Annotated in this window: 25 protein-coding genes; 12 read left to right on the forward strand and 13 right to left on the reverse strand. The window is 62.2% G+C overall.

Features of this window, described 5'->3' with window-relative positions:
- Positions 1–15: 15 nt before the first annotated feature.
- From WH87_RS13075 to uraH, 7 genes are all read right to left on the reverse strand, one after another.
- Entirely contained in the window at positions 16–945 is a 930-nt protein-coding gene (locus WH87_RS13075; RefSeq protein ID WP_046137357.1) for an ABC transporter permease, read from the reverse strand.
- The gene (locus WH87_RS13080) at positions 946–2,028 is read right to left on the reverse strand and encodes an ABC transporter permease (protein WP_046137356.1); all 1,083 of its coding nucleotides are present in this window, start codon (positions 2,026–2,028) and stop codon (positions 946–948) included. It abuts the gene before it with no gap.
- Positions 2,012–3,544 (reverse strand): ABC transporter ATP-binding protein, encoded by a 1,533-nt coding sequence (locus WH87_RS13085; protein ID WP_046137355.1) that lies wholly within the window; start codon positions 3,542–3,544, stop codon positions 2,012–2,014. The genes WH87_RS13080 and WH87_RS13085 overlap by 17 nt, the downstream gene beginning before the upstream one ends.
- A 1-nt stretch (position 3,545) precedes the next feature.
- Positions 3,546–4,406, reverse strand: a complete 861-nt coding sequence (gene xdhC / locus WH87_RS13090; protein ID WP_082092686.1) for a xanthine dehydrogenase accessory protein XdhC — start codon at positions 4,404–4,406, stop codon at positions 3,546–3,548.
- Between the two features lie 199 nt (positions 4,407–4,605).
- Positions 4,606–6,936 (reverse strand): xanthine dehydrogenase molybdopterin binding subunit, encoded by a 2,331-nt coding sequence (gene xdhB / locus WH87_RS13095; protein WP_046137354.1) that lies wholly within the window; start codon positions 6,934–6,936, stop codon positions 4,606–4,608.
- A complete protein-coding gene (gene xdhA, locus WH87_RS13100; RefSeq protein WP_046137353.1) occupies positions 6,933–8,393 on the reverse strand; it encodes a xanthine dehydrogenase small subunit in 1,461 nt (486 codons plus the stop codon). The genes xdhB and xdhA overlap by 4 nt, the downstream gene beginning before the upstream one ends.
- Positions 8,394–8,397: 4 nt before the next feature.
- Entirely contained in the window at positions 8,398–8,754 is a 357-nt protein-coding gene (uraH, locus tag WH87_RS13105) for a hydroxyisourate hydrolase (protein ID WP_046137352.1), read from the reverse strand.
- Positions 8,755–8,903: 149 nt separating this feature from the next.
- On the opposite strand from uraH, the gene puuE reads away from it, so the two are divergent.
- Entirely contained in the window at positions 8,904–10,322 is a 1,419-nt protein-coding gene (gene puuE, locus WH87_RS13110; RefSeq protein WP_046137351.1) for an allantoinase PuuE, read from the forward strand.
- A gap of 63 nt (positions 10,323–10,385) precedes the next feature.
- Here puuE and WH87_RS13115 read toward each other — a convergent pair whose 3' ends face one another.
- Positions 10,386–10,838, reverse strand: a complete 453-nt coding sequence (locus tag WH87_RS13115; RefSeq protein WP_046137350.1) for an SRPBCC family protein — start codon at positions 10,836–10,838, stop codon at positions 10,386–10,388.
- A gap of 50 nt (positions 10,839–10,888) precedes the next feature.
- Here WH87_RS13115 and WH87_RS13120 point away from each other — a divergent pair, with 50 nt between their 5' ends.
- From WH87_RS13120 to WH87_RS13145, 6 genes are all read left to right on the forward strand, one after another.
- Positions 10,889–11,212 (forward strand): ArsR/SmtB family transcription factor, encoded by a 324-nt coding sequence (locus tag WH87_RS13120; RefSeq protein WP_046137349.1) that lies wholly within the window; start codon positions 10,889–10,891, stop codon positions 11,210–11,212.
- A 54-nt stretch (positions 11,213–11,266) separates the two neighbouring features.
- Positions 11,267–11,953 (forward strand): glutathione S-transferase family protein, encoded by a 687-nt coding sequence (locus WH87_RS13125; protein ID WP_046137348.1) that lies wholly within the window; start codon positions 11,267–11,269, stop codon positions 11,951–11,953.
- 61 nt (positions 11,954–12,014) lie between these two features.
- On the forward strand, positions 12,015–12,836 hold the full coding sequence (locus WH87_RS13130; RefSeq protein WP_046137347.1) for a bifunctional allantoicase/(S)-ureidoglycine aminohydrolase: 822 nt from the start codon (positions 12,015–12,017) through the stop codon (positions 12,834–12,836).
- A 3-nt stretch (positions 12,837–12,839) separates the two neighbouring features.
- Entirely contained in the window at positions 12,840–13,334 is a 495-nt protein-coding gene (locus WH87_RS13135; RefSeq protein ID WP_046137346.1) for an ureidoglycolate lyase, read from the forward strand.
- A gap of 89 nt (positions 13,335–13,423) precedes the next feature.
- Entirely contained in the window at positions 13,424–14,197 is a 774-nt protein-coding gene (gene otsB, locus WH87_RS13140; protein WP_046137345.1) for a trehalose-phosphatase, read from the forward strand.
- Positions 14,197–15,609 carry an alpha,alpha-trehalose-phosphate synthase (UDP-forming) gene (locus WH87_RS13145; protein WP_046137344.1) on the forward strand — a complete coding sequence of 471 codons (1,413 nt, stop codon included), beginning with the start codon at positions 14,197–14,199 and terminating at the stop codon, positions 15,607–15,609. Before otsB ends, WH87_RS13145 begins: the two co-directional genes overlap by 1 nt.
- Positions 15,610–15,676: 67 nt before the next feature.
- Here WH87_RS13145 and WH87_RS13150 read toward each other — a convergent pair whose 3' ends face one another.
- Positions 15,677–17,221, reverse strand: coding sequence for a DEAD/DEAH box helicase (locus tag WH87_RS13150; protein ID WP_407060045.1), 1,545 nt, complete (start codon positions 17,219–17,221; stop codon positions 15,677–15,679).
- 428 nt (positions 17,222–17,649) lie between these two features.
- On the opposite strand from WH87_RS13150, the gene WH87_RS13155 reads away from it, so the two are divergent.
- On the forward strand, positions 17,650–18,597 hold the full coding sequence (locus WH87_RS13155; RefSeq protein WP_046137343.1) for an ABC transporter substrate-binding protein: 948 nt from the start codon (positions 17,650–17,652) through the stop codon (positions 18,595–18,597).
- Positions 18,598–18,659: 62 nt separating this feature from the next.
- Positions 18,660–19,613, forward strand: a complete 954-nt coding sequence (locus WH87_RS13160) for an ABC transporter substrate-binding protein (RefSeq protein ID WP_046137342.1) — start codon at positions 18,660–18,662, stop codon at positions 19,611–19,613.
- A 15-nt stretch (positions 19,614–19,628) separates the two neighbouring features.
- Here WH87_RS13160 and WH87_RS13165 read toward each other — a convergent pair whose 3' ends face one another.
- The 3 genes from WH87_RS13165 to WH87_RS13175 form a co-directional block, all read right to left on the reverse strand.
- Positions 19,629–20,417 (reverse strand): molybdopterin-dependent oxidoreductase, encoded by a 789-nt coding sequence (locus WH87_RS13165; protein WP_046137341.1) that lies wholly within the window; start codon positions 20,415–20,417, stop codon positions 19,629–19,631.
- Positions 20,414–21,262 (reverse strand): cytochrome b/b6 domain-containing protein, encoded by an 849-nt coding sequence (locus tag WH87_RS13170; RefSeq protein ID WP_407060046.1) that lies wholly within the window; start codon positions 21,260–21,262, stop codon positions 20,414–20,416. Before WH87_RS13170 ends, WH87_RS13165 begins: the two co-directional genes overlap by 4 nt.
- Positions 21,263–21,348: 86 nt before the next feature.
- Complete coding sequence (locus WH87_RS13175; protein WP_046137339.1) at positions 21,349–21,645, reverse strand: hypothetical protein; 297 nt, start codon at positions 21,643–21,645, stop codon at positions 21,349–21,351.
- Between the two features lie 163 nt (positions 21,646–21,808).
- Here WH87_RS13175 and WH87_RS13180 point away from each other — a divergent pair, with 163 nt between their 5' ends.
- Positions 21,809–22,360 (forward strand): sigma-70 family RNA polymerase sigma factor, encoded by a 552-nt coding sequence (locus WH87_RS13180; protein ID WP_281175259.1) that lies wholly within the window; start codon positions 21,809–21,811, stop codon positions 22,358–22,360.
- Positions 22,357–22,995, forward strand: coding sequence for a DUF1109 domain-containing protein (locus WH87_RS13185; RefSeq protein ID WP_046137338.1), 639 nt, complete (start codon positions 22,357–22,359; stop codon positions 22,993–22,995). Before WH87_RS13180 ends, WH87_RS13185 begins: the two co-directional genes overlap by 4 nt.
- 14 nt (positions 22,996–23,009) lie before the next feature.
- On the opposite strand, the gene WH87_RS13190 is transcribed toward WH87_RS13185, so the two are convergent.
- On the reverse strand, positions 23,010–23,657 hold the full coding sequence (locus tag WH87_RS13190; protein WP_046137337.1) for a ThuA domain-containing protein: 648 nt from the start codon (positions 23,655–23,657) through the stop codon (positions 23,010–23,012).
- A 235-nt stretch (positions 23,658–23,892) separates the two neighbouring features.
- Between WH87_RS13190 and WH87_RS13195 the strand changes: the two genes are divergently transcribed.
- Positions 23,893–25,503, forward strand: a complete 1,611-nt coding sequence (locus tag WH87_RS13195; RefSeq protein ID WP_046137336.1) for a bifunctional metallophosphatase/5'-nucleotidase — start codon at positions 23,893–23,895, stop codon at positions 25,501–25,503.
- Positions 25,504–25,733: the final 230 nt, after the last annotated feature.

The following is a 25,733-nucleotide window of genomic DNA, read 5'->3' on the forward strand; positions in this document are numbered from 1 at the left end:
TCGTTGGCTGTCTTCTCAATTTGCAGGCAAGAACGGCTTGCCGAGGCAGGCCGGGGCATTTGTGGAGGCATCGCGGCGGATCGAGATGAGCACCAGAACCGCGATGGTTGCGAGGTAAGGCATTGCTGCCCACACCTCAGATGGGATGACCGACAATGGCCCGCCGCCAGCTTTGGCGTAGAGTTCCATGGTCATCACAAGGCCGAAGAGGTAAGCGCCCGCCAAAAGGCGGAACGGCTTCCACGACGCAAAGACCACCAGCGCTACGGCAATCCAGCCGCGCCCGGCAGTCATCCGTTCTGCCCATTGGGGCGTCAGCAGCAGCGGGAAACAGGCCCCCGCAATACCAGCCATCGCCCCGCCGAACATCACGGCGAGATAGCGCACACCGGTCACCGAATAGCCGATCGAGTGTGCGGATTGATCGTTCTCACCCACGGCGCGCAGGATCAGGCCCGCCCGCGTCTTGTGCAGGAAGTACCAGATAGCCACGACCATGATGAACGAGAAATAGATCGGGAAGGCATAGCCAAACAACACCTTGCCGATGGGATGGGTCGCCAGTTCAACCGGAAACAACGGCTGCATTAGCGTCACCGGGCGGGCCGAATAGGACGAGCCCGCCAAGGCAGAAAACCCGGTGCCGAAAATCGTCAGAGCCAGGCCGGTCGCGGTCTGGTTGGCCGACAAAGACAAGGTCAAGAAACCAAAGATCAGCGAGGCCATAACGCCCGCTGCAGCCCCTGCCAGAAGAGCGAGGTATGGATTGCCGGTGTGGAACTGCACAACGAAACCGGCAATCGCGCCGATCAGCATCATGCCTTCAACGCCCAGATTGAGCACACCGGAGCGTTCCACCACCAGCTCGCCCAGCGCGGCGATCAGGATGGGCGTGGACGCCCCCACGACAGTCACCAGAATGGCGATGGCAAGCGTCAGATCCATTTACGCTGTCTCCACGCTGGCCTGATGCGTCACGCGGCGCACCCGATATTTGATGAGAATGTCCGCCGCCAGCAGGAAGAACAGCATCATCGCCTGGAAAATGCCGGTCGCCGCATTGGGCAGACCAATCGTTGTCTGCGCCACCTCGCCACCGACAAAGGTGATGGCCAGCACGACACCCGCGACAATCACGCCAAGCGGATTGAGCCGTCCGAGGAAAGCCACGATGATCGCGGTAAAGCCGTAATTGGTCGGAAAGCCCGGCACCATGCGCTGAAATGGCCCGGCCACTTCCAACACGCCCGCTAGCCCGGCCAAACCACCGCTAACCAGCATGGCCAGCCAAATCGTCTTGTTCTCCGAGAACCCGCCATAGCGCGCTGCACTCGGTGCGGCACCGACCACACGCATACGGTAGCCGAACACAGTCCGCGTCATCACGAACCACGCGATAAAGCCAACGAGAACCGCCATCGGCACGCCCAGATGCACAATGGTACCGGGAATAATAGTGGGCAGCCGCGCCGCTTCCGAGAACAGCCGCGTCTGGGGGAACCCCATGCCCATCGGATCTTTCCAGGGCGCACGGATCAGATAATAGATCAGCTGAACCGACGCATAAGTCAGCATCAGGCTGGTCAGGATTTCATTGACGTTGAGACGCGTCTTGAGCAGCGCTGGAATGGACGCATAAGCCATGCCGCCAGCCATGCCCGCCAGCACCATCAGTGGCAGGATCCACCAGCCGGTCATGCCCCAGGTCGCCAGCGCCACACCGGTTCCGGCCAACCCGCCGATGATATACTGCCCCTCGGCGCCGATGTTCCACACATTGGCGCGGTAGGCGATCGACAGGCCCACGCCGATGATGATCAGTGGCGCCGCTTTGACGCCAAGGTCCTGCCATTTGTAGGGATTGGTCAGTGGCGTCAGGAAGATTTCGCGCACGGCGCCGAAGCCATTATAGCCGATCAGCGAGAAGATGATCCCGCCCAGCAGCATGGTCAGCAGTACCGCCGCCACCGGCGTAGCGTACAGCATGAACCGGCTCGGTTCGCGACGCTTCTCAAGCCGGAACTGCATCGCTTGCCTCCACGCTCTGGTGTACGCCGCCCATCAGCAACCCGATTTCTTCCACCGATACGTCCCCAACAGCGCGTGACGCCGACAACTGCCCCATATTGATCACCGCCAGCGTGTCCGACAGCGCCAGCAATTCATCGAGATCCTGGCTGATGACCACGATGGCGGATCCCGCAGCCGCCAGATCCACCAGTGCCTGATGGATCGCCGCCGCCGCGCCCGCATCAACGCCCCAGGTCGGCTGGCTCACCACCAGCACGCTCGGCTTTTGCAGGATTTCCCGGCCCATAATGAATTTCTGCAGGTTGCCGCCCGACAGCGACCCAGCCGTCGAAGCAGGACCCAGCGCCTTAACGGCGAAGTCGGCGATCACTCGACCCGTATAGGTCTTGGCCGCGCCGGAATTAAGTAGGCCCATGATGACCATGCCCAGCCGATCGCGCGCCGTCAGCACGGAGTTATCGCTCAGCGTAAAATCGCCGACAGCAGCGTGGCCGTTGCGCTCTTCGGGAACCGCACAAAGCCCGCGCTTGCGCCGCTTTGTCGTTCCCAGCAGCCCCAGCGGATTGCCGTCCAGCGTCACCGCGTCCTTGTCATCGCTGACAATCTCGCCAGACAACGCGTCGAGCAAGGCGTTCTGCCCATTGCCCGCAACCCCGGCAATGCCGAAAATCTCGCCCGCACGAACAGAAAAGCTCACATCGTTAACCGGCACATCAAAGTGCCCGGTCTTATGCGTCGACAGACGTGACACAACCAGCTTGGGCAGCCCCATCGTGCGGCCTTCCGAGCGCACGATATCGCGCAGCCCTGCGCCAATCATCTTCTCGGCCATCGAGCGCGAGGTCTCCTCGCGCGGATCGCAGGTATCCACCAGTTTACCGGCCCGCAGGATCGTCGCCGTGTCGCACAAAGCTTTGATTTCATGCAGCTTGTGGGAAATATAGAGGATCGAGCACCCCTGCTGCGCCAACAGCCGCAGCACCACGAACAGCGCCTCGACCTCTTGCGGGGTCAGCACCGAAGTCGGCTCATCCATGATCAGCAATTTCGGGTCCAGCAGCAGCGCGCGCACGATTTCGATGCGCTGGCGCTCGCCCACCGACAGCGTCGCCACGGTGCGATGGGGATCAAGCAGCAGACCATATTTGGTCATCACGGCGCGAATGCGCGCCTCAAGCTCGCGGGGCGGGATTTTGGCATCCATGCCCAGCGCGATGTTTTCAAAAACGGTCAGCGCCTCAAACAGCGAGAAGTGCTGGAACACCATACCGACGCCGAGTCTGCGCGCATCTTTGGGGTTGGCGATATTCACCACCTGCCCATCCCAGCGGATTTCGCCGGCATCGGGTTGCATGATCCCGTAGATCATCTTGACGAGGGTGGACTTGCCCGCCCCGTTTTCGCCCAACAATGCGTGGATTTCGCCCGGTTTGACTGCGAAGCTGACATTGTCATTCGCAAGGACGCCCGGAAAGCGTTTGGTAATACCCGTTAGTTCCAGCCGATACGGCATACTAGCGTCCAATCATCGCCCCCAATGACTTGGGCACGCGTGTCCGCCCGATTTCAGCTTCCCGCTGACCAATGTGAACCATTATTTCTGCTGCCGCTAGTGCCGCGATCACTGCCGGCCTCTTATCCCCAAGGCCTTGGCTGCCAATTGGCAAGATCAACCGATCCAATGCCTTGGCTTCGCCCCCTTCGGTGCGGAACCAGCTCGAAAAGCGCGCCCGCTTCGTTGCCGATCCCACCATGCCCACATAGGGGCTGTCGCTGCGCGCCAGGGCTTCCTGGGCGATCAGAAAATCCAGCGCATGATCGTGGGTCAGGATGACATAGCTGCTGCCCTCGGGCGCATTGCGCACCACGGCTTCAGGCATGGCCACCAGACGCGATGGAATATGATCTGGAAGTTCGGCCAGCTCTTCGCGGCGCGTATCGATCACTTCAAGCTGGACCGGCAGCAGCGATAGGATTTGCGCCAGCGCGCGCCCGACATGACCGGCGCCAAAAACGAATACATGGGGAAGGGACGCATCTTCTGCGGCGATCTCGGCCAGCAGTTCAGCCTGCAGGGCAGCATCGACCGGGCGCAGGTCCACTCCGACGCGACCGCCGCAGCACTGCCCGATTTCTGGCCCTAATGGCACGTCCATGGCTTCCCCCATCCGGCCCGATAGTACGAGTCGACGGGCATGTTCAATAACCATGTACTCCAATGCACCGCCGCCAATCGTGCCAAACAGGTCCGATTGCCCCACCAGCATGAAGGTTCCCTGTTCGCGCGGGCTCGACCCGCGCACCGAAGTCAGTCGTGCCACGATGGCCGCAGGCTCATGGGAAAAGAAGGCGTTGAGCGTTTCAGTGCGGGTCATAGGAGGCTCCAAGTGGATCTCACCAGCACAGAGCCAACTTCACCTCGCCCCTCGGGGGAGAGGTCGGCCGCAGGCCGGGTGAGGGGGCCTTTTCTGGACGCGGTGTTTGAAAAAGGCCCCCTCACCCGACCCAAAAGGGTCGACCTCTCCCCCGAAGGGAGAGGTGAGGCGGCGCTTATCCCAAGGTCCGCGCTCATCCTCACCCCCGCGCCTCCCGTTTCAGACGCTCGCAGCCCATCAACACGCGCTCGGGCGTCACCGGCGTATTCAGCCGCGGCGCGATTTTGTAATCCGCCACCGAGGCCACCGCCATCGACAGCGCCTCGACCACGCTCATGGCGAGCATGAACGGCGGCTCGCCCACCGCCTTGGAGCGGCCAATCGTCGGCTCGGCATTCACCGACCATTCGGCCAGCTTTACGTTGAAGATCGGCGGCACATCGCTTGCCAGCGGAATTTTGTAGGTGGACGGGGCCTTTGTGCGCAGCTGGCCCTTGGCGTCCCACACCAACTCCTCGGTGGTCAGCCAGCCCATGCCCTGCACGAAGCCGCCCTCGATCTGGCCGATATCAATTGCCGGATTGAGCGACCTACCCACGTCATGCAGCACATCGACCCGGTCGACGGTGTACTCGCCGGTCAGCGTATCAATGGTCACTTCGGTCACCGAGGCGCCGTAGGCAAAATAATAGAACGGATGCCCACGGCCGGTCGCACGATCCCAGTGGATGGTCGGCGTCTGGTAGAACCCCGCTGCCGACAACTGAACACGATTCATATAGCCCGACGCCGCCAGCTCGGCGAAACCAACGAACTTGCCCTTGGCCTCGATACCGCCCGGCACCCAGACCACCTCGGCCTCGCTGCATTCATAGAGCTTGGCCGCATGTGCCGTCAGCCGCTCCTTGATCTGCCGCGCTGCGTCATAAGCCGCCATGCCATTGAGATCGGAACCGGAAGACGCCGCCGTGGCCGAGGTATTGGGCACCTTGCCCGTCGTCGTGGCCATGATCTTGACCACGTCCAGCCCGACGCCAAAGGCATCGGCCACCACCTGCGCCACCTTGATATAGAGCCCCTGCCCCATTTCGGTGCCGCCATGGCTGAGATGGATCGAGCCATCCTTATAGACGTGCACCAGCGCCCCAGCCTGATTGTACCAGGTTGCCGTGAACGAGATGCCGAACTTGACCGGCGTCAGCGCAATCCCCTTTTTGAGGATCGCGTTCTCAGCATTGAACGCCAGCACGGCCTTGCGCCGCGCCTGGTAGTCTGCCGAGGTTTCCAGCTCATCGACAATGCGGTGAATGATGTTGTCGCCCACCGTCTGGTGATAGGGCGTCACATTGTCGGTCGTCGTGCCGTAGAAATTGGCCTTGCGGATATCGAGCGGATCGCGGCCCAGATCATAGGCGATATCCTCGATCCAGCGCTCCGCCGCCATCATGCCCTGCGGGCCACCAAAGCCCCGAAACGCGGTGTTCGACACTGTATTGGTGTAAAGCGGCTGGCTGCGCACCCGCACCGCCGGATACCAATAGGCATTGTCGGCATGAAACAGCGCCCGGTCCGTCACCGGTCCGCTGAGGTCGGACGAAAAGCCCGCCCGCGCGCCATAAACCGCGTCGACCGCATGGATTTTGCCGCTGTCGTCATAGCCAACATCATAGTCGACCACGAAATCGTGCCGCTTGCCGGTTGCGGTCATATCATCATCGCGATCCGGACGGATCTTGCAGGCGCGGTTCCATTTCTTGGCCGCCAAGGCTGCCACCGCAGCAAACAGGTTGCCCTGCGTTTCCTTGCCACCAAACCCACCGCCCATGCGCCGGATCTGCACCGTCACCGCGTGCTGGCGAATGGCCAGTACCGCAGCCACCATCAGCTGCACTTCGCTCGGATGCTGGGTCGAGGCAAACACCGTCACATCCTCATCCTCGCCGGGGATCGCCATGGCGATCTGCCCCTCGAGGTAGAAGTGATCCTGCCCGCCAATTTCGATGCTGCCCTTAACGCGACGCGATGCACTGGCCATCCCGGCCGCCACGTCGCCACGCTCCAGCTTGAGCGGTTCGGTGACCAGTTTGCCACCCGCCGCCTGCGCATCGCGCACGCTGGTGACAAACTCCAGATCCCGATATTCAACCTTGGCCAGATGGGCCGCCCGCCGTGCCTGATCGCGTGTCTCGGCAACAACCGCGAACAGCGGCTGCCCCCAGAAATGCACTTTGCCGATGGCAAAGATCGGCTCATCGTGCTTGTGGCTCGGGCTGACATCGTTCTCGCCCGGAATATCCTCCGCCGTCAGCACGCCGATCACGCCCGGCGACGCTTTCACGGCCGCATAATCAATGCTGACGATCTCGGCATGCGGCTTGGTCGATAGCGCCAGATAGGCATGCATCGTGCCCGCTGGCTCGATCATGTCGTCAATGTACTCAGCCGATCCCGACACATGCTTTGGCGCACTGTCGTGCCGGGTCGACGTGTGAACGGTCGCTAGCGCAATGGACGTATCATGCTTGTTCATGCCACCTCCCGCTTGAGCCGCTGGCTCACACCGGTTGTTTCATGGAAGAACCGTAGCAGCAGATTACGCGCCGTCAGCAGGCGATAATCGGCGCTCGCCCGCATGTCTGAAATCGGCTGATAATCTTGCTCGAACACTGCCATCGCGGCCTCGATAGTCGCCAGCGTCCAGGGCTTACCCACCAGCGTGGCCTCAACCGCGCTCGCCCGCTTTGGCGTCGCCGCCATGCCGCCAAACGCAATCTTGGCTGCTGCCACCGCCCCGGTCTCATCAAGAGAAACGCGGAACGCGCCACAAAGTGCCGAAATGTCTTCCTCGCGGCGCTTGGAAATCTTGTAGACCGCAAACTTCTCGCCCTCAGGCAATAGCGGCAGCGTAACGCTTTCCACGAACTCGCCCGGCTGGCGATCCTGTTTGCCATAGGCAATGAAGTAATCCTGCAGCGCCATTTCGCGCCGCTCCACGCCCTTGCGCAGGGTGAGCCTTGCCCCCAGCGCAATGAATGGCGGCGGCGTGTCACCAATCGGCGAGCCATTGGCGATATTGCCGCCAATCGTGCCCATATTGCGCACCTGTTCACCAGCAATCCGGCTCCACAGCTCACCCAACTGGGGGAAGTGCGCGCCGATAACAGGCAAGGCTTCCGAATAGCTCACGCCGGCAAAAAACTGCACGGCATCGGCGCTCGTCTTGATCGCCTTGAGCTCCTGCAAATGCCCGATGAAGATCACTGGTCCGATCGCCCGCATGAACTTGGTGACCCAAAGCCCCACATCGGTCGATCCGGCGACGATCGTCGCTCCCGGGTTTTCCGCATAGACATCAGCAAAGTCATCGAGGCTACCCGGCACGATAATGCGGCTGGGCCCCTCGCCAATATCGACGCGGCTGCCATCGTGAATGGCGATGATCTTGCTCTTGATGGCGATCCGTTCAGCGCGCAGCGGATCAGCCTCTGGCGCGCCATAGCTTGAAATCGCCTTGGCCGCGCGGATGATCGGCGCATAGCCGGTGCAGCGACAAAGATTGCCCTGCAGTGCTTTTTCGATGGCCACCTGGGTCGGCTGCGGCTGGCGCATCCACAACCCATAAAGGCTCATGACGAAGCCGGGCGTACAGAAGCCGCACTGGCTGCCATGGTGATCCACCATCGCCTGCTGCACGGGATGCAAGATCCCGTCCTTGCCGCGCAAATGTTCGATGGTGACGACGTGGGTCCCATGCAGGCTCCCCACGAAACGGATGCAGGAGGTCACCGAGTCATAAATGATCTCGTCGCCCATCAGGCGTCCGACCAGCACCGTGCAGGCTCCGCAGTCGCCCTCGGCACAACCTTCCTTGGAGCCGCGCAAACGGCGCTCCAGCCGCAGCCAGTCCAGCAGCATCGCATCCGGTTTCACATCAGTGAGGGAGATTTCCTCGTCGTTGAGAATGAAGCGGATCGCGCCTTTGGACATGGCCCTAGCTCCCTCTGTAAGTGGAATAGCCGTAGGGGCTTACCAGGAGGGGGACGTGATAGTGTTTGTCCTCCGAGATGGTGAACCGGATTGGCACCACATCAAGGAATGGCGTCTCGATCTCGACACCAATCCGTTCGAAATACTGCCCCACATGGAAGTGGATTTCAAATTCGCCATGCTGGAACTGCTGTTCATCCAGTAGCGGCTGGTCCACGCGACCATCGGCATTGGTATAGCTGTCAGCAATATGATGCGTATGATCGCCGTGCACGAACAACAGTTCGATCCGCATGCCGCGCGCTGGCGTGCCGTGCGCAGTATCCAAGACATGCGTTGTGAGGCGCCCACTAACCGCCATTTGCTGCTCCGTCTGTCGTCCCCGTGACAAGACTATCTAAAAAGCGCGCGGCGGCAACGCCTATTTTTTACCATCTGGTCCATTTTTGTGCATCTTGTGCTCCAGTGTGCCCGCGCTAGGGTATGGCGAACCAATAAACGAGACGCAAGATGACCCGTTATCCCCGCGATATGCATGGTTATGGCCCCACTCCGCCGCAGGCAAACTGGCCCGGCGGCGCGCATGTCGCGGTACAGTTCGTGCTCAATTACGAAGAGGGTGGCGAGAACAATATCCTGCATGGCGACGCCGCTTCCGAGGCCTTCCTCGTCGACGTCGTCGGCGCCGCCCCGTGGCCGGATCGCCGCCACTGGAACGTTGAGTCGATGTATGAATACGGCGCCCGCGCCGGGTTCTGGAGGCTCCATCGCCTGTTCACCGAAGCCGCTCTGCCCGTCACCGTCTATGGCGTCGCCACCGCCCTGATGCGCGCCCCAGCCCAGCTTGCCGCCATGCAGGACGCCGGCTGGGAGATCGCCAGCCACGGCTACAAATGGGTCGAGCACAAGGACATGGCGCCCAATACCGAACGCGAGCAGATTGCCGAAGCCATTCGGCTGCACACCATCGCCACAGGCGAACGCCCTAAAGGCTGGTACACCGGCCGTTGCTCGCTTAATACGGTCGATCTGGTGTCAGAGGCCGGGGGCTTTGCCTATGTCTCGGACACCTATGACGATGACCTGCCCTATTGGCGCGTCCATCAGGGCAAGCCGCAGCTGATCATTCCCTATACCCTCAGCGCCAATGACATGCGCTTCGTCACGGCGTCCGGCTTTGACAATGGCGAGGAATATTTCCAGTTCCTCAAGGACAGCTTCGACGTGCTCTATGCCGAGGGGCAGGCCGGCTCGCCCAAGATGATGTCGATTGGCCTGCACTGTCGTCTTGTGGGCCAGCCCGGCCGCTATCAGGGCCTCAAGAAGTTCGTCGATTACATCAAGGGATTCGAGAAGGTCTGGGTCCCAACCCGCCTCGCCATCGCCGAACACTGGGCGAGCGAACACCCCTATGTCGCGCCGGAGGTCATTCCCTCCCAGCTCGACAAACCCGACTTTGTCGCCCGCTATGGCTCGATCTTCGAGCACTCCCCCTGGATCGCCGAGCGTGCCTGGGAGGGTGAGCTGGCCCCGGTCAACGACACCGCCATTGGCCTGCAATTTGCTCTGCGCACTCAGTTCCGCCTCGCAACGCCGGAAGAACGCCTCGCGGTCCTCCGCGCCCACCCCGACCTCGCCGGAAAGCTCGCCGCCGCCAAGCGCCTCACTGCGGCCTCCACTGAGGAGCAGGCCTCCGCCGGTCTCGACGCCCTCACCGACGATGAACGCACCCGCTTCACCACGCTCAACACGGCCTATGTCGAAAAGTTCGGCTTCCCCTTCATCATCGCTGTGCGGGACAACACCAAGGCCTCGATCCTCGCCGCCTTCGAAACCCGCATCAACAACTCAGCCGAAGCCGAATTCGCCACCGCCTGCGCCCAGGTCGAACGCATCGCCATGCTCCGCCTAAAGGCCCTACTGCCGTAGCCTTAGGCTACCTCGCCCAGCGAGCGTCACCCTCGGGCCCGACCCGAGGGTTCTTACTGCGGACTACTTGTAAAACCCCTCGCGCAGATTGATGCCGTGCTCGATGTACACCTTGAGGGCGCACAGCATCCCGGTCCAACCCTCGCAATTCCCCAGTGCGGCCTTGAGTCCTGGCTCGCCCTCGCGCCAGCCTTTTTCCTCGATACTGACCAGCGTGCGCCCGTCCTCAAGACTGGAAAAACTCATCACCACCGTCGTGTCGTAGCTGGGCCCGCCATCGGCGGCTGCCGCCCAGTGCAGCACGATTTCCTTGTCCTGCACCACGCGCTCAACCCGCACCGGAAAGGCGCCGGGGAAATCAGCGAAATCCCAGGTCACCGTCGCGCCCGTTTCCAGCCGACCGACAGCGCCGCCGGTGGTGAAATAGCCCGACAGTTTGGCGGGGTCTGCCACCGCCTCAAACACCTCATGCACCGGCTTGGCAATCCGGCCACTCACCCTGAAGTCATAGGCCATTCCATCCTCCTGAGCTTGACTGGCGTCAGCGTATGTTATAAAAATATAACATGTCAACCGACGACGAAGACGACGCAATTTTCAAGGCCCTGAGCCACCGGACTCGGCGCTATCTGCTGGACGCGCTCAAGCCTGCCCCGCTGACGACAGGCATGCTGTGCGACCTGCTGCCCGATCAGGACCGCTGCACTGTCATGCAGCACCTCAAGGTTCTGGAGCAGGCCGGATTGATTGTGGTCGAACGACGCGGCCGCGAGCGCTGGAACCATCTCGACGCTCTGCCCATCCACGCCATTCATGAGCGCTGGATCGGTCCCTACGCGGCCTATGCCGCGTCCATGCTGAGCCGCCTCAAGCAGCAGGTTGAAGCCTGAGCGCTTGCGCGGAGTGTATGCAGCACGCTAGAGCCTGCTTCGGAGACCCGCACCATGTACACACTCATCGTCGGCAACAAGAACTACTCCTCCTGGTCGCTGCGCCCCTGGCTTTTGCTGCGCATGCTCGACATTCCCTTCACCGAGCGCCTGCAACCCTTCATCGATTACGGCAGCCACGACGCCTTCCGCGATTTTTCGCCCACCGGTCGTGTTCCATTGCTCATCGATGGCGACACCTGCGTCTGGGATAGCTTCGCCATCACCGAATATGCCGCCGAGGACCACGCCAGGGTTTGGCCCGCAGACCGCGCCGCTCGCGCCTTTGCCCGCTCCATCGCCGCGGAGATGCACTCTGGCTTTTCCGAGCTCCGCAATGTCTGCACCATGAATTGCGGCATTCGCGTCGAGCTCAATGAACGCAGCCCGGCGCTTGAAGGCGACCTAGCCCGCATCGACGAAATCTGGTGCGAAGGCCTGTCCCGTTTTGGCGGCCCATTCCTGGCGGGCGACACATTCACAGCCGCCGACGCGTTCTATGCGCCCGTCGTCCTGCGCCTCCAGACCTATGGCATCTCGCTCAGCGATACCGCCAATGCCTATGCCGCCCGCATCCTCGCCCTGCCCCCGTTGGTGGAGTGGTACGAGGCCGGCCTTGCCGAAATCTGGCGCGAGCCCGTGCACGAACAGGAAGCCCATGCCGCGGGCAAAATCACGCTCGATCTGCGCCGCACGGCCTAGCCAGAGCGCCCCGGACCTGCCAATTTCACACCAACACACGCTTAAACCGGCGGGGGCATTCATGACCAAAGCAAGCTACGCAATTCCCGCAGCGGGCCTGCCGCCCCAGTCTGCCCTGCTCACCGGTCGCGCGGTGTTCACCGAGGCCTATGCGGTCATTCCCCATGGCGTGATGCGCGACATCGTCACCAGCTACCTGCCCCATTGGACCGATACGCGCGCCTGGGTCATTGCCCGGCCCATGTCCGGCTTTTCCGAGACCTTCTCGCAATACATCATGGAAGTCTCCCCCGGCGGCGGCAGCACACGGCCCGAGCCGGACAAGGAGGCCGAGGGCGTGCTCTTCGTCGTCGATGGCGAAGCCAGCCTCACACTTGAAGGCCAAACCCATATTTTGACGCCCGGCGGCTATGCCTTCCTGCCCCCCGGCAGCGTCTGGTCCCTGACCAATGCTGGCTCCGTCCCCACCCGCTTTCACTGGGTGCGCAAGCGCTACGAAGCCGTCGACGGCATTGACGCCCCCACCGCGTTCGTCGCCAACGAGCAGGACAAGCCCATCATCTGGATGCCCGGCACCGATAGCCGCTGGGGCACCACGCGCTTTGTCGAGCCCAGCGATCTCCGCCACGACATGCACGTCAACATCGTCACGCTTGAAGCCGGCGCGGTCATCCCCTTTGAGGAAACCCACGTCATGGAGCACGGCCTCTACGTGCTCGAGGGCAAGGCGGTGTATAAGCTCAATCAGGATTGGGTTGAGGTCGAAGCCGGTGACTTCATGTGGCTGCGCGCCTTCTGCCCGCAGTGCTGCTACGCCGGTCCCGGCCGCTTCCGTTACCTGCTCTACAAGGACGTCAATCGCCACATGAAACTGGGTCGCTGATCCATGGCCCCGATCATCATCGAACCCCTGACCGCCGAGGCCTTTGCCCCGTTCGGGCAGGTGATCGAGCTGGCCGGCGCCCATCACTACCCCATCAATGGCGGGATGACCGAGCGCTATCACGACCTCGCCCGCGTCGAGCTGGGCGGCGTCCACGCCCGCCCGCTGATCTCCATCTTTCGCGGCCAGCCCTATAGCCTGCCGCTGCAGCTGAAACTGGTGGAGCGTCACCCGCTCGGCAGCCAGGCGTTCTACCCCCTCACCCAGCGTCCTTTCCTCGTCATCGTCGCCCATGACGTGCATGGCACGCCCGATACGCCGCGTGCCTTCCTCACCGCACCCGGTCAGGGCATCAACATCGCCATGAACACCTGGCATGGCGTGCTGACCACGCTGGATGCCGAAAGCGACTTTCTCGTCGTTGACCGTGGCGGCGAAGGCAACAATCTCGAAGAACACCACTTCGACACGCCTTTCATGGTGCAAATGCCGGGCTGAGCGCCCTGCCACATAGCAGCCATGCCGGGGCGAACCATTCCCGTGCCTATGCGTTTTATCTGTTCCCGTAACAGCGCAAGGCCACGATCATGTCGCACATCGACGCTACACCGCACGTCCTGCCCCAGCTGGCAATCTTCACCGATTTCGATGGTACGCTGGTCGATCTGGCCGACGCACCTGATCAGATCGACGTCCCCGAATCTCTGGCAGCCCAGCTTGAGCGCGCCATTCGTGATCTCGACAGTGCTTTTGCCGTTATCACCGGTCGCGAGATCGCAGATATCGACAGATATCTCGCCCCTCTCCACCTACCAATCGCTGGAGCCCACGGCACCCAGCGCCGCCGCGCCGATGGCGTGATCGAAGAGGTGGACATGGCCCACGTCGTCGCCGCCGAGGAAATCGCCCACTCCATCGCGCCGCTGATCGAAGCCAATCCCGGTCTCGTGCTGGAAGCCAAGGAAGGCTCCGTCGCCCTCCACTACCGCCAATCACCCGAACTCGAGACCGCCGCGCGGATCGCCATGGAAGATGCCGTCAACGGCGTCACCGATTTCACCATAGTCCCCGGCAAGATGGTGTTCGAAGCCCGCGCGCGTGGCATCAGCAAGGGCACCGCACTACGCGCCTTCATGCGCGAAGAGCCATTTCTCGGCCGCACGCCAATCTTCATCGGCGATGACATCACCGACGAGGATGGCTTCATCGCCGCGCAGGAGCTTGGTGGCGTCGGGATCAAGCTGGGCGAAGGCGAAACCGCCGCACGCATGCGCATTGCCGACGTGCACTCCGTCCATGCGCTGATCCAGGGCCTTGGCGATATCGCCGCCAGAGATCGGGACGCCGGAGACCTGCACTAATGGGCAGGTTGGTTGTTGTGTCCAATCGGACGCCGGGCAAAGGTCCGGCGGCCGGTGGACTGGCCGTTGCGCTGCGCCAAACTCTGGCCGAGCGCGAAGGCTTCTGGTTTGGCTGGTCCGGCAAGCTGGTCGACATCCCCGAGCCGCACGCCCAGATTACCGATATCGATGGCCTCACCGTCGCCCAGATCGATCTCACACGAGACGACCATCAGGCTTATTACGGGGGCTATTCCAATTCCATTCTTTGGCCCAGCTTCCACCTGCGGCTCGATCTGGCGACGATCGAAGCGCATTGGTACGAGGGCTATCGCCGCGTCAACACGCAGTTCGCGCGCGCTCTTCTCCCCCTGCTCAAGCCCGACGATGTGATCTGGGTGCATGACTATCACCTGATCCCTCTGGCGACCGAGCTGCGCAATCTCGGCGCGCGCAATCGCATCGGGTTCTACCTGCACATTCCCTTCCCCACGCCCGACGCGCTCTACGCCATCCCGCACCATCAGGAACTGATGCGCGACCTCTCGCGCTACGACCTGGTTGGCATGCAGGCCAATCGCGACGTCGCAGCCTTCACCGAATTTGCCGACCACCAGACGCCATCCTCGCTCGACGGCGCCCGCGTGCATTCGGTCGATTTCAGCCGCACCGAAGTCGTGGCCTTTCCCATCGGCTCCGACCCTGACGCCTTTGCGCGCCTCGCCGTCAGCCCCGCCGCCACCAAAATGGTCCGCCGGGTCGAGCGGACGTTGGCCGATCAGCGCCTCATTCTCGGCGTTGACCGGCTCGACTATTCCAAAGGTCTGCCGCAGCGCGTCGAAGCCTATGAAAAGCTCCTCGCCAATGACAGCCGCTTCCGCCGGCAGATTCATATGCTCCAGGTTGCGCCGCCCTCGCGCGACGCCATCAAGGAATATCAGGAGACCAGCGACACGCTGGACGCCGTCTGTGGCCGCGTCATGGGGCGCTTTGCCGAACCCGATTGGCAGCCGCTAACCTATGTGAAGCGCGCCTATGGCCAGCCCAGCCTTGCGGGGCTTTATCGCCTTGCCAGCGTCGGCCTCGTCACGCCCCTGCGCGACGGCATGAACCTTGTCGCCCACGAGTTTATCGGTGCGCAGGACCCCACTGATCCGGGCGTGCTCATCCTCTCGCGCTTCGCTGGTGCTGCCGAGATCTTCCCTGACGCCCTGCTGGTCAATCCATTCGACACCGACGAAACCGCCGAAGCCCTGCGCATGGCGCTCGACATGCCGCTCGACGAACGGATTGCCCGCTGGACCACGCTCATGGCCTCCGCGCAAAAGCACAATGTCACCGATTGGGCGAAACACTTCCTCGATCACCTCGCCCCGGCCAAGGTCGACCACAGCTCCACCCGGGACGTGCTCTATCTGGCGTCCGTGGCGTGAGAGCACTATCCAAAAAACAAAAAGGGCGACCTCGCGGTCGCCCTTTTTCATTCAATGCAAGCTCAGCTTATGCGACGCGGCCGCGCGAGCGGTCGGCGTTGGAACGGCCATTGGAGCGCACGGCATCCTTCTGGGTCTTGCCCCAGCGCTGCTTGGTAGCAGCAGGCTTGGCGCCGGCCGGCTTGTTGCCAGCCATTGGCTTGCCGGTTTCCATGTCGCGACGAACGGCGCGCGCTGGCTGACCTTCGGCTGCCGCCGCAGCTGGACGCGTGCGTGGCGTATCCGATGGCTGACGGTGCGGCTGGCTCTTGCCAGCTGCGTCCTTGGAGAACTCGGCAAATGGACGACGCTCGGCAGGCGAACGACGGTCCGTCTGGTCCTTGCGTGGGTTCTTGGCCGTGCGTGGGCCAGGACGACCACCGCTTGGCTTCTTGTAGGCCGAACGCGGCGCTTCGTTGACGCCGGTGTCGTTGGCCAGGTGCAGGTCGCCCGAATAGGGAAGCGTGCGGCGGATCAGGCGTTCCACATCGCGCAGCTTGCCGCGCTCGGTGCCATCGCACAGGGTGATGGCAGCGCCCGACGCGCCGTTACGACCCGTGCGACCGATGCGGTGAACATAGTTCTCCGGATCGTCTGGCAACTCGTAATTCACCACGTGAGTGATGCCGGGAACGTCGATACCGCGCGCGGCGATATCGGTCGCAACCAGAATACGCACATCACCCGAGGCAAAGCCCTTAAGGGCTGCCTGGCGGGCGTTCTGGCTCTTATTGCCGTGGATGGCCGCAGCCTTGTGGCCGTCGAGCTCGAGGTTCTTGGCGACGCGGTCAGCGCCGTGCTTGGTACGCGAGAAGATGATCACGCGTTCCATGTTCTCTTCTTCGCTGCCCAGCAGCTGGTTGAGAACGCCACGCTTTGCCTTGGCACCCGACAGGATCACGCGCTGGTCGATCTTGACCACGGTGGAACCGGCAACCGACGCATCGACGCGCACTGGGTCCTGCAGCAGGGTGCGGGCGAGATCAGCCACCTCTGGCGCCATGGTAGCCGAGAACATCATGGTCTGACGCTTGATGCCGATGGCCTTCACGATGTGACGCACGGGAGCGATAAAGCCCATGTCGAGCATCCGGTCGGCTTCGTCGAGGACGAGCCAACGCGTTTCGTTGAGGCGGATCTTGCCGTCATCCATCAGGTCCTTGAGGCGACCTGGGGTGGCGACAACGATGTCGACGCCGCGTTCCAGGCGCTTGACCTGATGGTAGCGCGATACGCCACCGAGCAGAAGCACGGTGTCGAGCTTCATCTTGGAACCCGCAAACTTGCGGATGTTTTCGTCGATCTGCACGGCCAGCTCACGCGTTGGCGCAAGGATCAGGGCACGGGCAGTCAGCGGGCGCGGACGACCGGTCAGGGTCAAAAGGCCAGCAAGGATAGGCAGGCCGAAAGCAGCCGTCTTGCCAGAACCGGTCTGGGCAATGCCCATCATGTCCTTGCCTTCAAGCAGCTTTGGAATGGCTTGCGCCTGGATCTTGGTCGGCTCGGTAAAACCAGCGGCAGTCAGGCTGTCGGTGATGATGGCGGGCAGGCCGAGGGAAATAAAATCGGTCAATTGTTTCGTCTTTCTGCGCGCAAACGCGCATGGCAGCGCGCAGAACAATGCAGCGCGCATGTCGCCACCCACGCATTGCGGATAGCGGGTCAACAGGTGCAATCGGGCGACAAAGGGAGATATCGCGCGGGTGCTGGCTCGAACCCGGACATACTGTTTCCGGGCTGACTTCGCCGCTCACCGCAGGGGATAAGAAGTGAAGTCCGTCACCAAATTCCTGGCGCCAGCGGATCCATTGAAGGTCCATGCGCCGGTGACGATGGGGCCTATATGGCCGAAAGACCCCGAAATAGCAAGGTCTTTGCATAGGCCGCCGCGCGTGGCCGGGTTGCGTAAGCCTCTATGCCAGCCCCATTTCGGCGATCAACATCGCGCCCCGAGCGCCGAAAACGCCCTGCGCTCAAGCGCACACGGTGGTACTATGCCCCATGTTCACAGCCCTCCCCCGCCTCGCCCTCCTCCTCTCGCTCCTCGCCATGCCAGCTCTCGCGGCCGAATGGCGCTACACCGATGGCGCGGGAAAATCAGTGGTGCTTGACGCAGTCCCGCTCCGCATCATCGCCCATTCCAGCGTCGCGGCGGCGCTCATCCCCTATGGCATTCGCCCCATCGGCATCCTGCGCGACGGCCCACCCTCGCTCGATCGCGCCCTTGATGGGCTCGACGTCAGCGATATCCCGGTCCTCTCCAAAGGCTGGTTCGATATCGACGCCGAGGCCGTGCTCAATCTCGATCCCGATATCATCATCACCGAGTATTCCCTAGCCGAGCACACCTATCAGGGCGGCACCGCCGAAGGCGCCATGGCCGACCGGCTGGAATCCATCGCCCCCACCATCGGCATTGCCCGCACCAATTCCATTGTCGACATGCTCGACGCCTATCGCAACTTCGCCCTCAGCCTTGGTGCCGACACCGAAACACCTGCACTGAAGGCAGATCGCGCCCGCCTCACCACCGCCATCGACGCGCTCAAGGCCATCACCGCCGCCAAGCCAGACCTTGCAATCATGGCCGTCTCTCCCAGCAGTTCCGGTCTCTCCATCGCCATCCCCGCGGACTTCGGCGAGCTGTCGGACTTCGCCGGCTGGGGTATCAATCTCCTCTCGCCCGAGGCCACACCCGGCACCAGCTACCTCACCGTCGCCTGGGAAAACGCCAACGCCTACCCAGCCGATATCATCCTGCTCGATGACCGCTGGGAAACCTCGCCCTATGACGTCATCCGCAACAATCCCCTGGGACAGCGCCTCCCCGCCGTTACGGCCAACCAGCTCGGCGATTGGCCCGCCGAATGGATCCGCAGCCCCGCCGTCTACGCCACCGAGATCGACAAGCTCACCGCCCTCATCGAGCGCAGCCACTCGATCAGGTAATATGACTTGAAATATCATCTTATTTTTGGCATTGGACCCCTATTCTTTTGGGGGACGGTCCGATGCCAAAAATCCTGACGACGCTTGCCTTTGCGCTTCTCGCCACAACGACCGGCTTTGCCGCAGAGTGGAGCTATACCGACGGCTCAGGCAAAACCACCACATTGCCCGAAATGCCCAGCCGCATTGTGGCCCATGGCCGCGCCGCCCCCGCGCTGATCGCCTACGGCATTCGCCCCGTCGCCATTTTCCTCGATTACCCTCTGGAGCAGGAACGCGCGCTCAAGGATGTGGACCTCACCGGCATCGAAATCCTTGGCACGTCCTATGAAACCCTCAGCGCCGAGAGCGTTCTGGCCGTTTCGCCTGACCTCATCATTTCCGAATGGTGGCCGCTCGATAACGCCTATGGAGGAGCCGCCGCCCCTCAATATGGCGGTGATCGCCTCGCCGCCATTGCCCCCATTGTCGGCCCCGCTCAGGGGAGTTCCGCACTCGGGCTGATGGAAGACTATGAGGAACTGGCCGTAGCGCTTGGGGCCGATCTCACCAGTCCCGCCATTGTCGCGCAGAAGGCGGACTTTGAGTCCGCCGTCACAAGGTTCAAGGCCAGCGTCGCCGCCAAGCCTGATCTTCTGGTCATGGCCGTCTCTCCCTACCCGGAAAATCTCTACGTCGCCGTGCCCTCGACCTCATCAGAGCTATCCGACTTCATGAGCTGGGGCCTCAAAATGGTCATCCCGGACACCCCTTTCGCCGAAGGCTACTTTGAAGAGTTGAGCTGGGAAAACGCGGCGAAATACCAGCCCGATCTGGTCCTCGTCACGGACAGCTTCAACGATGTCGACCTCAAGACCCTGGCCGACCAGCCGCTCTCCGATCGCATCGCTGCGGTGAAAGCCGGACAGGTCGCGCGCTGGCCCGCCTTTTGGCTGCGCACCTACGCGTCCTATGCAAAAGAGCTGAACACCCTCTCCGATGTCATCGACGCCGCCGACCAGACCATTGCCGACTGACACGCGATGGCGGGATCAGATCCCGCCATACCAGTCATAGCCGGTGTCTTCCCAATAGCCGCCATGCCCCAACCCGAACTGTGACAGGTCATCGACCAGCTCGATGGTGTGGAGGAATTTCGGCTGCTTGTAGCCCAGCGCCCGCTCAATCCGCAGACGGATCGGCGCGCCGTTGGACACCGGCAACACCTGATCGTTCAGCCCGTAACTGAGGATAGTTTGCGGGTGATAGGCGTCGATCAGGTCCGAGCTGGTGTAGTAGAGAATATCGCCCGCCAGCGTGCGCTGGATGTTGTCGTAACAATGATAGACGCAGAACCGCGCCCCCGGCTTCACGCCCGCCATATCCAGCACCGGACCCAATTGGGTGCCGGTCCACTTGGCGATACAGCTCCACCCCTCGACGCAATCATGCCGGGTAATCTGGCTGCGCGCCGGCATATTGCGCAACTGGTCGAGCGTGAGGCTCACCTCGCGGTCCACCATGCCTTTGACCGTCAGCTTGTAGGTCGAGAAGTTACCAGCCTGCAGCGCCAGATATTCTGGCGTCGTCGGGTTGGTCGACCCGTTAGGCCGCTGGCCCTGTCGGATTTCGCTGGCGGAGTATTCCCGCGCCAGCGTCTGCGCGCCGATCCAATGCCGCTGCGCCTGATAGGTCAGCACATTGGCCTGCTCCAACACCTTCCGCACGCCATTGTCGCGCTGCCCGAGAAAATCAAACTGGTCGCAACCGGCCAGGATCAGCCCCGATCCGACCACAGCAGAGCCACGCAGAAAATTGCGCCGCGTAATAATGCCGGTCATGGCTTGTCTCCCTTGGCAGCAGGCGTGCCGGGGCTGGTGCGATACCACCCGGTGATCATCGAGCGCAGCTCATTGAGCGGGCCGGCGGCTACCACCATGAGGATGTGCACCACGAAGAACGTCACCAGCAGGGTCATCACCACAAAGTGGATGGTCCGCGCCGTCTGCCGCCCACCGAACAGATCGAGCATCCAGGGCGCGATTGAGTTCATGCCCGGGCTCATCGTTAGCCCCGTCGCCACGATCAGCGGGAACAGCACAAAGAACACGGCGAAATAGCTTAACTTCTGCAGCGGTCCATAAGTCCGCCCGTGGTGAAACCGCAGCCGCGCGTGGTCGGCAATATCGCCCGGAACGCCTTTGATATCGGCCCCGCGCGGCACGATATCGCGCCTTATGTGCCCATTGATGAAGCTGGCCAGGAACCACACGAACATGGTCGCCACAAACACCCAGCCAAAAAAGAAATGCACCACGCGACCCGTGCCCAGATCGCGATAGGACGGAATGGTCACCGCGCCCGGAAAGGCCGTGAACACCGGCCGCTCCGCCGTGCCGCTCATCCCCAAAACGCCCGTCGTGTCGAATGTCTGCCCGAAAATCGTCGTCTGCCCGCGCGGCCCGGCATCGGTATTCACCGCGCCAATGCGCAGCACCGAATTGTCGAACTCGAAGCCCGATTGCTGGCCGATATAGAGATTGGGGTGCGCATTAAAGATCTGCAGCCCGCTCAGCAGCAGGAAAAACAGACAGATGGCCCAGGTCCAATGGGTCACCCGCGTGAAGATCGACTGACGATAGATCAGCGGCCCCTTGGCAGATGCAGGCTCTTTGTTTTCGCTCATCGGCATCCCCTCATCGGGAAAGGCATTCGTCCCGCATGGTGTAGCAACGGCGCCAAGCGGAACGAACGCACGCTATCACGACAATGTTATGGCTTGGGTGCCATCGCGTCCATTGCGGGCGCCATTGTATCGGCTGGGGCCATGGCGTCACTGCCCATCGCGTTATTGTGCAAGTTGCGACACGCCGCGCTGGCCGCCTGTTTGACTTCGGCGAAGGTAATCCCCGCCACCTGCTCCAGGCACTGGGTGATGTCAGCGTCGCCAGCCATTGGCGCCATCGCATTCACGGCGGGCGCCATGGCATCCTGCGCAGAAACAGCAGGAGCTGCAAAGGCCAGTCCAGACAGAGTGACAAAGGTCAGCGAGCGAAGGGTAAGGGACATTCTCGATCTCCTGAAACAGCCACGCCGGGTGGCGCGGCCAATACCCCTCATTCGCGCGCTCCCCCCGAGACGTTACGCCCTCACTGCCTCGTGATCCCGATGGCCTGCGCCATCCGCTCCCCATCAGTGTAACCTTTTGCGCGCGGGCAACGAATGATGAGCAATGCGCACTGATTCAACCGAGATGCGATTGCGAGCCCTGATGCTCGCCTCGCTCGATGGCGATGCTGCGGCCTATCGGTCGTTGCTGGACGAACTCGGCCGCCATTTGCGCCCCTATTTCGTCCGGCGGCTCACCCCGGCTTTCGCACCCCACGCCGACGATCTTGTGCAGGAGACGCTTTTGGCCATCCATACGAGGCGCATGACCTATGATCGCACGCGCCCCTTCACGGCCTGGCTGCATGCGGTTGCCCACCACAAGTTCGTCGATCACGTCCGCCGCCAGTCGATCCGGCTGACCGTTCCGCTGGAGGATGATGCCCCGATTTTTGCCCATGACGACAATGCCGATGCTCTGGCGCGCCACGACCTGGACGTGGTGCTCGAGACGGTCCCACCGCGCACCGGCGACCTCATTCGGCGCACGCGGCTCGATGGCGCTTCCATTGCCGAAGCGGCCGCCGCCAATCACATGAGCGAAACCGCCGCCAAGGTTTCCATCCATCGCGGCATGAAGGCCCTCGTCGCCCGCTTCGCCGGGGGGCCGAAATGACCGAAGAGCTGATCGCCCGCCTCACCGCCGATCTAAAGCCCGTGCGGCCCACCGCGATGCGCCGCCTGCTGATCGCCGTGCTCGTCCCCGCCCTGCTGGTGTCCGCCGGTCTCATGCTGATCTGGCTGGGACTGCGTCCCGACATCAGCGCTGCTTTCGGCAACATGATGTTCTGGACCAAGCTCGGCTACACCGCCGCCTTGGCGCTGTTCGGCCTTGTCGCAACGCTCGCCCTGTCGCGTCCAGATGGCCACATCCGCTGGCCCTGGATCGCCGCTTTGCTGGTGCTGGCTGGAATGGTCGTCGCCGGGTTCACCCAACTCATTCTGGCCGGGCCAGACAACATGATGCCGCTGATCATCGGCTCATCGGCGCTGGTCTGCCCGCTCTATGTGGTCGTGCTGTCGTTGCCGGTTCTGGCCGCAGCGCTCGCGGCCCTCCGCCGCTTTGCCCCGGGCCGGCCAACGCTGGCGGGCTTTGCCGCCGGCATCATGTCCGGCGGCATCGGTGCCTCGATCTATTCGTTCCACTGCGACGAGAACGGCCTCATGTTCCTGGCCCTCTGGTACACATTGGGCATCGCCGTCGTCGCCATCATCGGAGCCGTGGCCGGGCGCTTCCTGTTGCGTTGGTAGCCCGGGCGGCAAGCCTACTCGTCGCGCGCAGCCCAGTTCATGCCGCGTCGCAGGATTGTTGCCATCTCGACGTTCTCAAATTCCTTGGCCTTGTGGCCGAGCGTGGAATGAAAAACCCGTCCCTTGCCGTGATGGCGTTTCCACACCACCGGCATTTTCACGCCCTCGATCCACGGCGCGTGTTCACCCGAAAACGTGGTTGTGGCCAGCACCTGGTTGGATGGGTCCACATGCATGTAATACTGCTCGGACGTGTAGGCGAAGGCTTTGATCCCGGCCATGATCGGGTCCATCGGGTCGGCAATATCGACCGTGTAATCAATGATGTTGCCGGGATGGGCCACCCATTGGCCGCCCACCATGAAGTGGTATTCCACGGCGTCGCGGAATGTGCCGGTCATGCCGCCGTGGTGCCCGGCAAGGCCAACGCCGCCCTCAACCGCCTTGACCAGATTTTCCACCTCGGCCTTTTCGATTTTACCCGCGCTGAAGATCGGAACGATCAGTGACAGATCGTGGATTGAGGGATCGGCAAAAGCGCTGGTTTCAGTCGCCATGCGCACCGAAAAACCGTCCTCATGCAGCCAGCGCCGATAAATTGCGGCACATTCGTCGGGCTCATGTCCCGCCCAGCCACCATAGACGATCAATGCGCTTTTCATGCTCAAACTCCGCAAATCAAACGGCGCAGAGATTACCTGACTGGTCAGCTATTGGAACCCGACAACGCATGCCCGCACCTCAGGGGGCGATCCTGCCGCCCTTTCGCCTGTCACAAAAGCCTGCTTAACTGACCGTTCGCCGTGGCTTGGGGCCAATGCGTCCCTACTGCTCGGAAGCCGGGCATGCCTGCCCACGGAGTAAAACGACCCGTCAAGCACATAAGGGATATCAGAGATGAAACGACGACTTCTCGGCGCTACAGCACTCACCCTCTTCGCCGGATTTACGGGTGCGGCCTACGCAGATTTCACGCTCAACATCCTCCACATCAACGACTTCCATTCCCGCTTCGACCCGATCACCGGCAGCGATTCAAACTGCGACGCTGAGACCGATGCCAAGGGCGAATGCTTTGGCGGCATAGCGCGCCTCAAGACCATCATCGACGAAACCCGCGCCGGCATCGAAGCCGATGGTGGCAACACGCTGCTGCTCTCCGCGGGCGACAATTTCCAGGGCTCGCTCTACTACACCACCTACAAATCCAAGGTCGTCTCCGACTTCTTCAACCAGATGAAGTTCGACGTCGTTGCCACCGGCAACCACGAGTTCGACGACGGCCCGGCCGAATTCCTCAAATTCATCGAAGCCGCCAAATTCCCCATCATCGGCGGCAATTTTGACGTTACCCGCGATCCGAGCCTTTCCGGCAAGATCAAGGGCTCCATCGTCGTGGAAGTCGGTGGCGAAAAGATCGGCATTATCGGCGCCACAGCCGAAGACACCCCCGAAATCGCCTCCACCGACGACATCGAATTCTATGACGTCATTCAATATGTACGCGGCGCGTCCGAGGCCCTAGACGCGGCAGGCGTCAACAAGATCATCCTGCTCTCGCACATCGGCTACACCGTCGACATGCAGGTTGCAGCCGCCCTGCCACTGGTCGACGTCATCGTCGGCGGCCACAGCCACACCCTGCTCAGCAACACTGATGAAAAGGCCGCCGGCCCCTACCCAACTCTGGTCAAAAACCCCGAGGGCGTTGAAGTGCCCGTGGTGCAGGCCAACCAATATGGCAAGTATCTCGGCGACATCGCCATTACCTGGGACGACACCGGCAAGGTCATCAAGGCCGAGGGGCAGCCTTATCTGATCGACGCCTCGGCCAAGGCCGACGAAGCTTTCGCCGCCCAGCTGGCGGATTTGGCTGGCCCGATTGCCGACTTGACCAGCGAAGTCATCGGCTCGACCACCGAAAAGCTCGAAGGCGCGCGTGAAGTCTGCCGCGTTCAGGAATGCTCGATGGGCAATCTGCTCGCCGACGCCATCCTTGATCGCGTGGCCGATCAGGGTGCCACCATCGCCTTCCAGAACAGCGGCGGTATCCGCTCGTCCATCGACGCCGGCGAAATCACCGTTGGCGACGTGCTGACCGTGCTGCCGTTCTCCAACACCCTGGCGACCGTGCAGATCAACGGCGGTGAGGTCATCGAAGCCCTCGAAAATGGCGTGAGCGATGTCGAAAACGGCGCCGGGCGCTTCTCGCAGGTCGCTGGCCTCAAATACTCCTTCGATCTCAAAAAGCCCGTCGGTGAGCGCATTAGCGACGTGCTGGTCAAGGGCGAAGGCGATACCTGGGTCCCAATCGACGAAGACGCCACCTACACCATCGTCACCAACAACTATGTGCGTGGCGGCGGCGACGGCTTTGGCACCTTCGCCGAGGGTGAAAACCCCTACGATTTTGGCCCTCCGCTTGAACAGGTCCTGGCCGACTACATCGCCAAACTCGGCGGCGAATACACCCCCTACACCGACGGCCGCATCACCGAAATCAAGTGACCGCTCCCAACAAAAAACCCGAAGGGCGCCCACTGGGCGCCCTTTTTCTTTGCGGCAACCAGCGCCACAGCCCCGCCCCAACCTCGGTGTCATACCGGCCTTGAGCCGGGATCCATCCTGAGATGACCGTTTGCCCCACAACCTCAAGATGGACCCCGGCTCAAGGCCGGGGTGACGCGGTGCGCGTGGAACGTCAAGCACTCACACGCCGCCCCAACTGCCCACCACCG

Origin of the sequence: Devosia epidermidihirudinis (genome assembly GCF_000971295.1) — a bacterium.
GTDB lineage: Bacteria > Pseudomonadota > Alphaproteobacteria > Rhizobiales > Devosiaceae > Devosia > Devosia epidermidihirudinis.

What these genes read in the sequence shown, in the direction of transcription:
- WH87_RS13195 (WP_046137336.1), top strand. Translation starts at nt 23,893, where the DNA reads ATGAAACGACGACTTCTCGGCGCTACAGCACTCACCCTCTTCGCCGGA.
- puuE (WP_046137351.1), top strand. Translation starts at nt 8,904, where the DNA reads ATGACCCGTTATCCCCGCGATATGCATGGTTATGGCCCCACTCCGCCG.
- WH87_RS13120 (WP_046137349.1), top strand. Translation starts at nt 10,889, where the DNA reads ATGTCAACCGACGACGAAGACGACGCAATTTTCAAGGCCCTGAGCCAC.
- WH87_RS13145 (WP_046137344.1), top strand. Translation starts at nt 14,197, where the DNA reads ATGGGCAGGTTGGTTGTTGTGTCCAATCGGACGCCGGGCAAAGGTCCG.
- WH87_RS13155 (WP_046137343.1), top strand. Translation starts at nt 17,650, where the DNA reads ATGTTCACAGCCCTCCCCCGCCTCGCCCTCCTCCTCTCGCTCCTCGCC.
- otsB (WP_046137345.1), top strand. Translation starts at nt 13,424, where the DNA reads ATGTCGCACATCGACGCTACACCGCACGTCCTGCCCCAGCTGGCAATC.
- xdhA (WP_046137353.1), bottom strand. Translation starts at nt 8,393, where the DNA reads ATGTCCAAAGGCGCGATCCGCTTCATTCTCAACGACGAGGAAATCTCC.
- xdhB (WP_046137354.1), bottom strand. Translation starts at nt 6,936, where the DNA reads ATGAACAAGCATGATACGTCCATTGCGCTAGCGACCGTTCACACGTCG.
- WH87_RS13165 (WP_046137341.1), bottom strand. Translation starts at nt 20,417, where the DNA reads ATGACCGGCATTATTACGCGGCGCAATTTTCTGCGTGGCTCTGCTGTG.
- WH87_RS13075 (WP_046137357.1), bottom strand. Translation starts at nt 945, where the DNA reads ATGGATCTGACGCTTGCCATCGCCATTCTGGTGACTGTCGTGGGGGCG.
- WH87_RS13170 (WP_407060046.1), bottom strand. Translation starts at nt 21,262, where the DNA reads ATGAGCGAAAACAAAGAGCCTGCATCTGCCAAGGGGCCGCTGATCTAT.
- xdhC (WP_082092686.1), bottom strand. Translation starts at nt 4,406, where the DNA reads ATGACCCGCACTGAAACGCTCAACGCCTTCTTTTCCCATGAGCCTGCG.
- WH87_RS13080 (WP_046137356.1), bottom strand. Translation starts at nt 2,028, where the DNA reads ATGCAGTTCCGGCTTGAGAAGCGTCGCGAACCGAGCCGGTTCATGCTG.
- WH87_RS13160 (WP_046137342.1), top strand. Translation starts at nt 18,660, where the DNA reads ATGCCAAAAATCCTGACGACGCTTGCCTTTGCGCTTCTCGCCACAACG.
- WH87_RS13135 (WP_046137346.1), top strand. Translation starts at nt 12,840, where the DNA reads ATGGCCCCGATCATCATCGAACCCCTGACCGCCGAGGCCTTTGCCCCG.
- WH87_RS13085 (WP_046137355.1), bottom strand. Translation starts at nt 3,544, where the DNA reads ATGCCGTATCGGCTGGAACTAACGGGTATTACCAAACGCTTTCCGGGC.
- WH87_RS13180 (WP_281175259.1), top strand. Translation starts at nt 21,809, where the DNA reads ATGCGCACTGATTCAACCGAGATGCGATTGCGAGCCCTGATGCTCGCC.
- WH87_RS13175 (WP_046137339.1), bottom strand. Translation starts at nt 21,645, where the DNA reads ATGTCCCTTACCCTTCGCTCGCTGACCTTTGTCACTCTGTCTGGACTG.
- WH87_RS13190 (WP_046137337.1), bottom strand. Translation starts at nt 23,657, where the DNA reads ATGAAAAGCGCATTGATCGTCTATGGTGGCTGGGCGGGACATGAGCCC.
- uraH (WP_046137352.1), bottom strand. Translation starts at nt 8,754, where the DNA reads ATGGCGGTTAGTGGGCGCCTCACAACGCATGTCTTGGATACTGCGCAC.
- WH87_RS13125 (WP_046137348.1), top strand. Translation starts at nt 11,267, where the DNA reads ATGTACACACTCATCGTCGGCAACAAGAACTACTCCTCCTGGTCGCTG.
- WH87_RS13115 (WP_046137350.1), bottom strand. Translation starts at nt 10,838, where the DNA reads ATGGCCTATGACTTCAGGGTGAGTGGCCGGATTGCCAAGCCGGTGCAT.
- WH87_RS13185 (WP_046137338.1), top strand. Translation starts at nt 22,357, where the DNA reads ATGACCGAAGAGCTGATCGCCCGCCTCACCGCCGATCTAAAGCCCGTG.
- WH87_RS13130 (WP_046137347.1), top strand. Translation starts at nt 12,015, where the DNA reads ATGACCAAAGCAAGCTACGCAATTCCCGCAGCGGGCCTGCCGCCCCAG.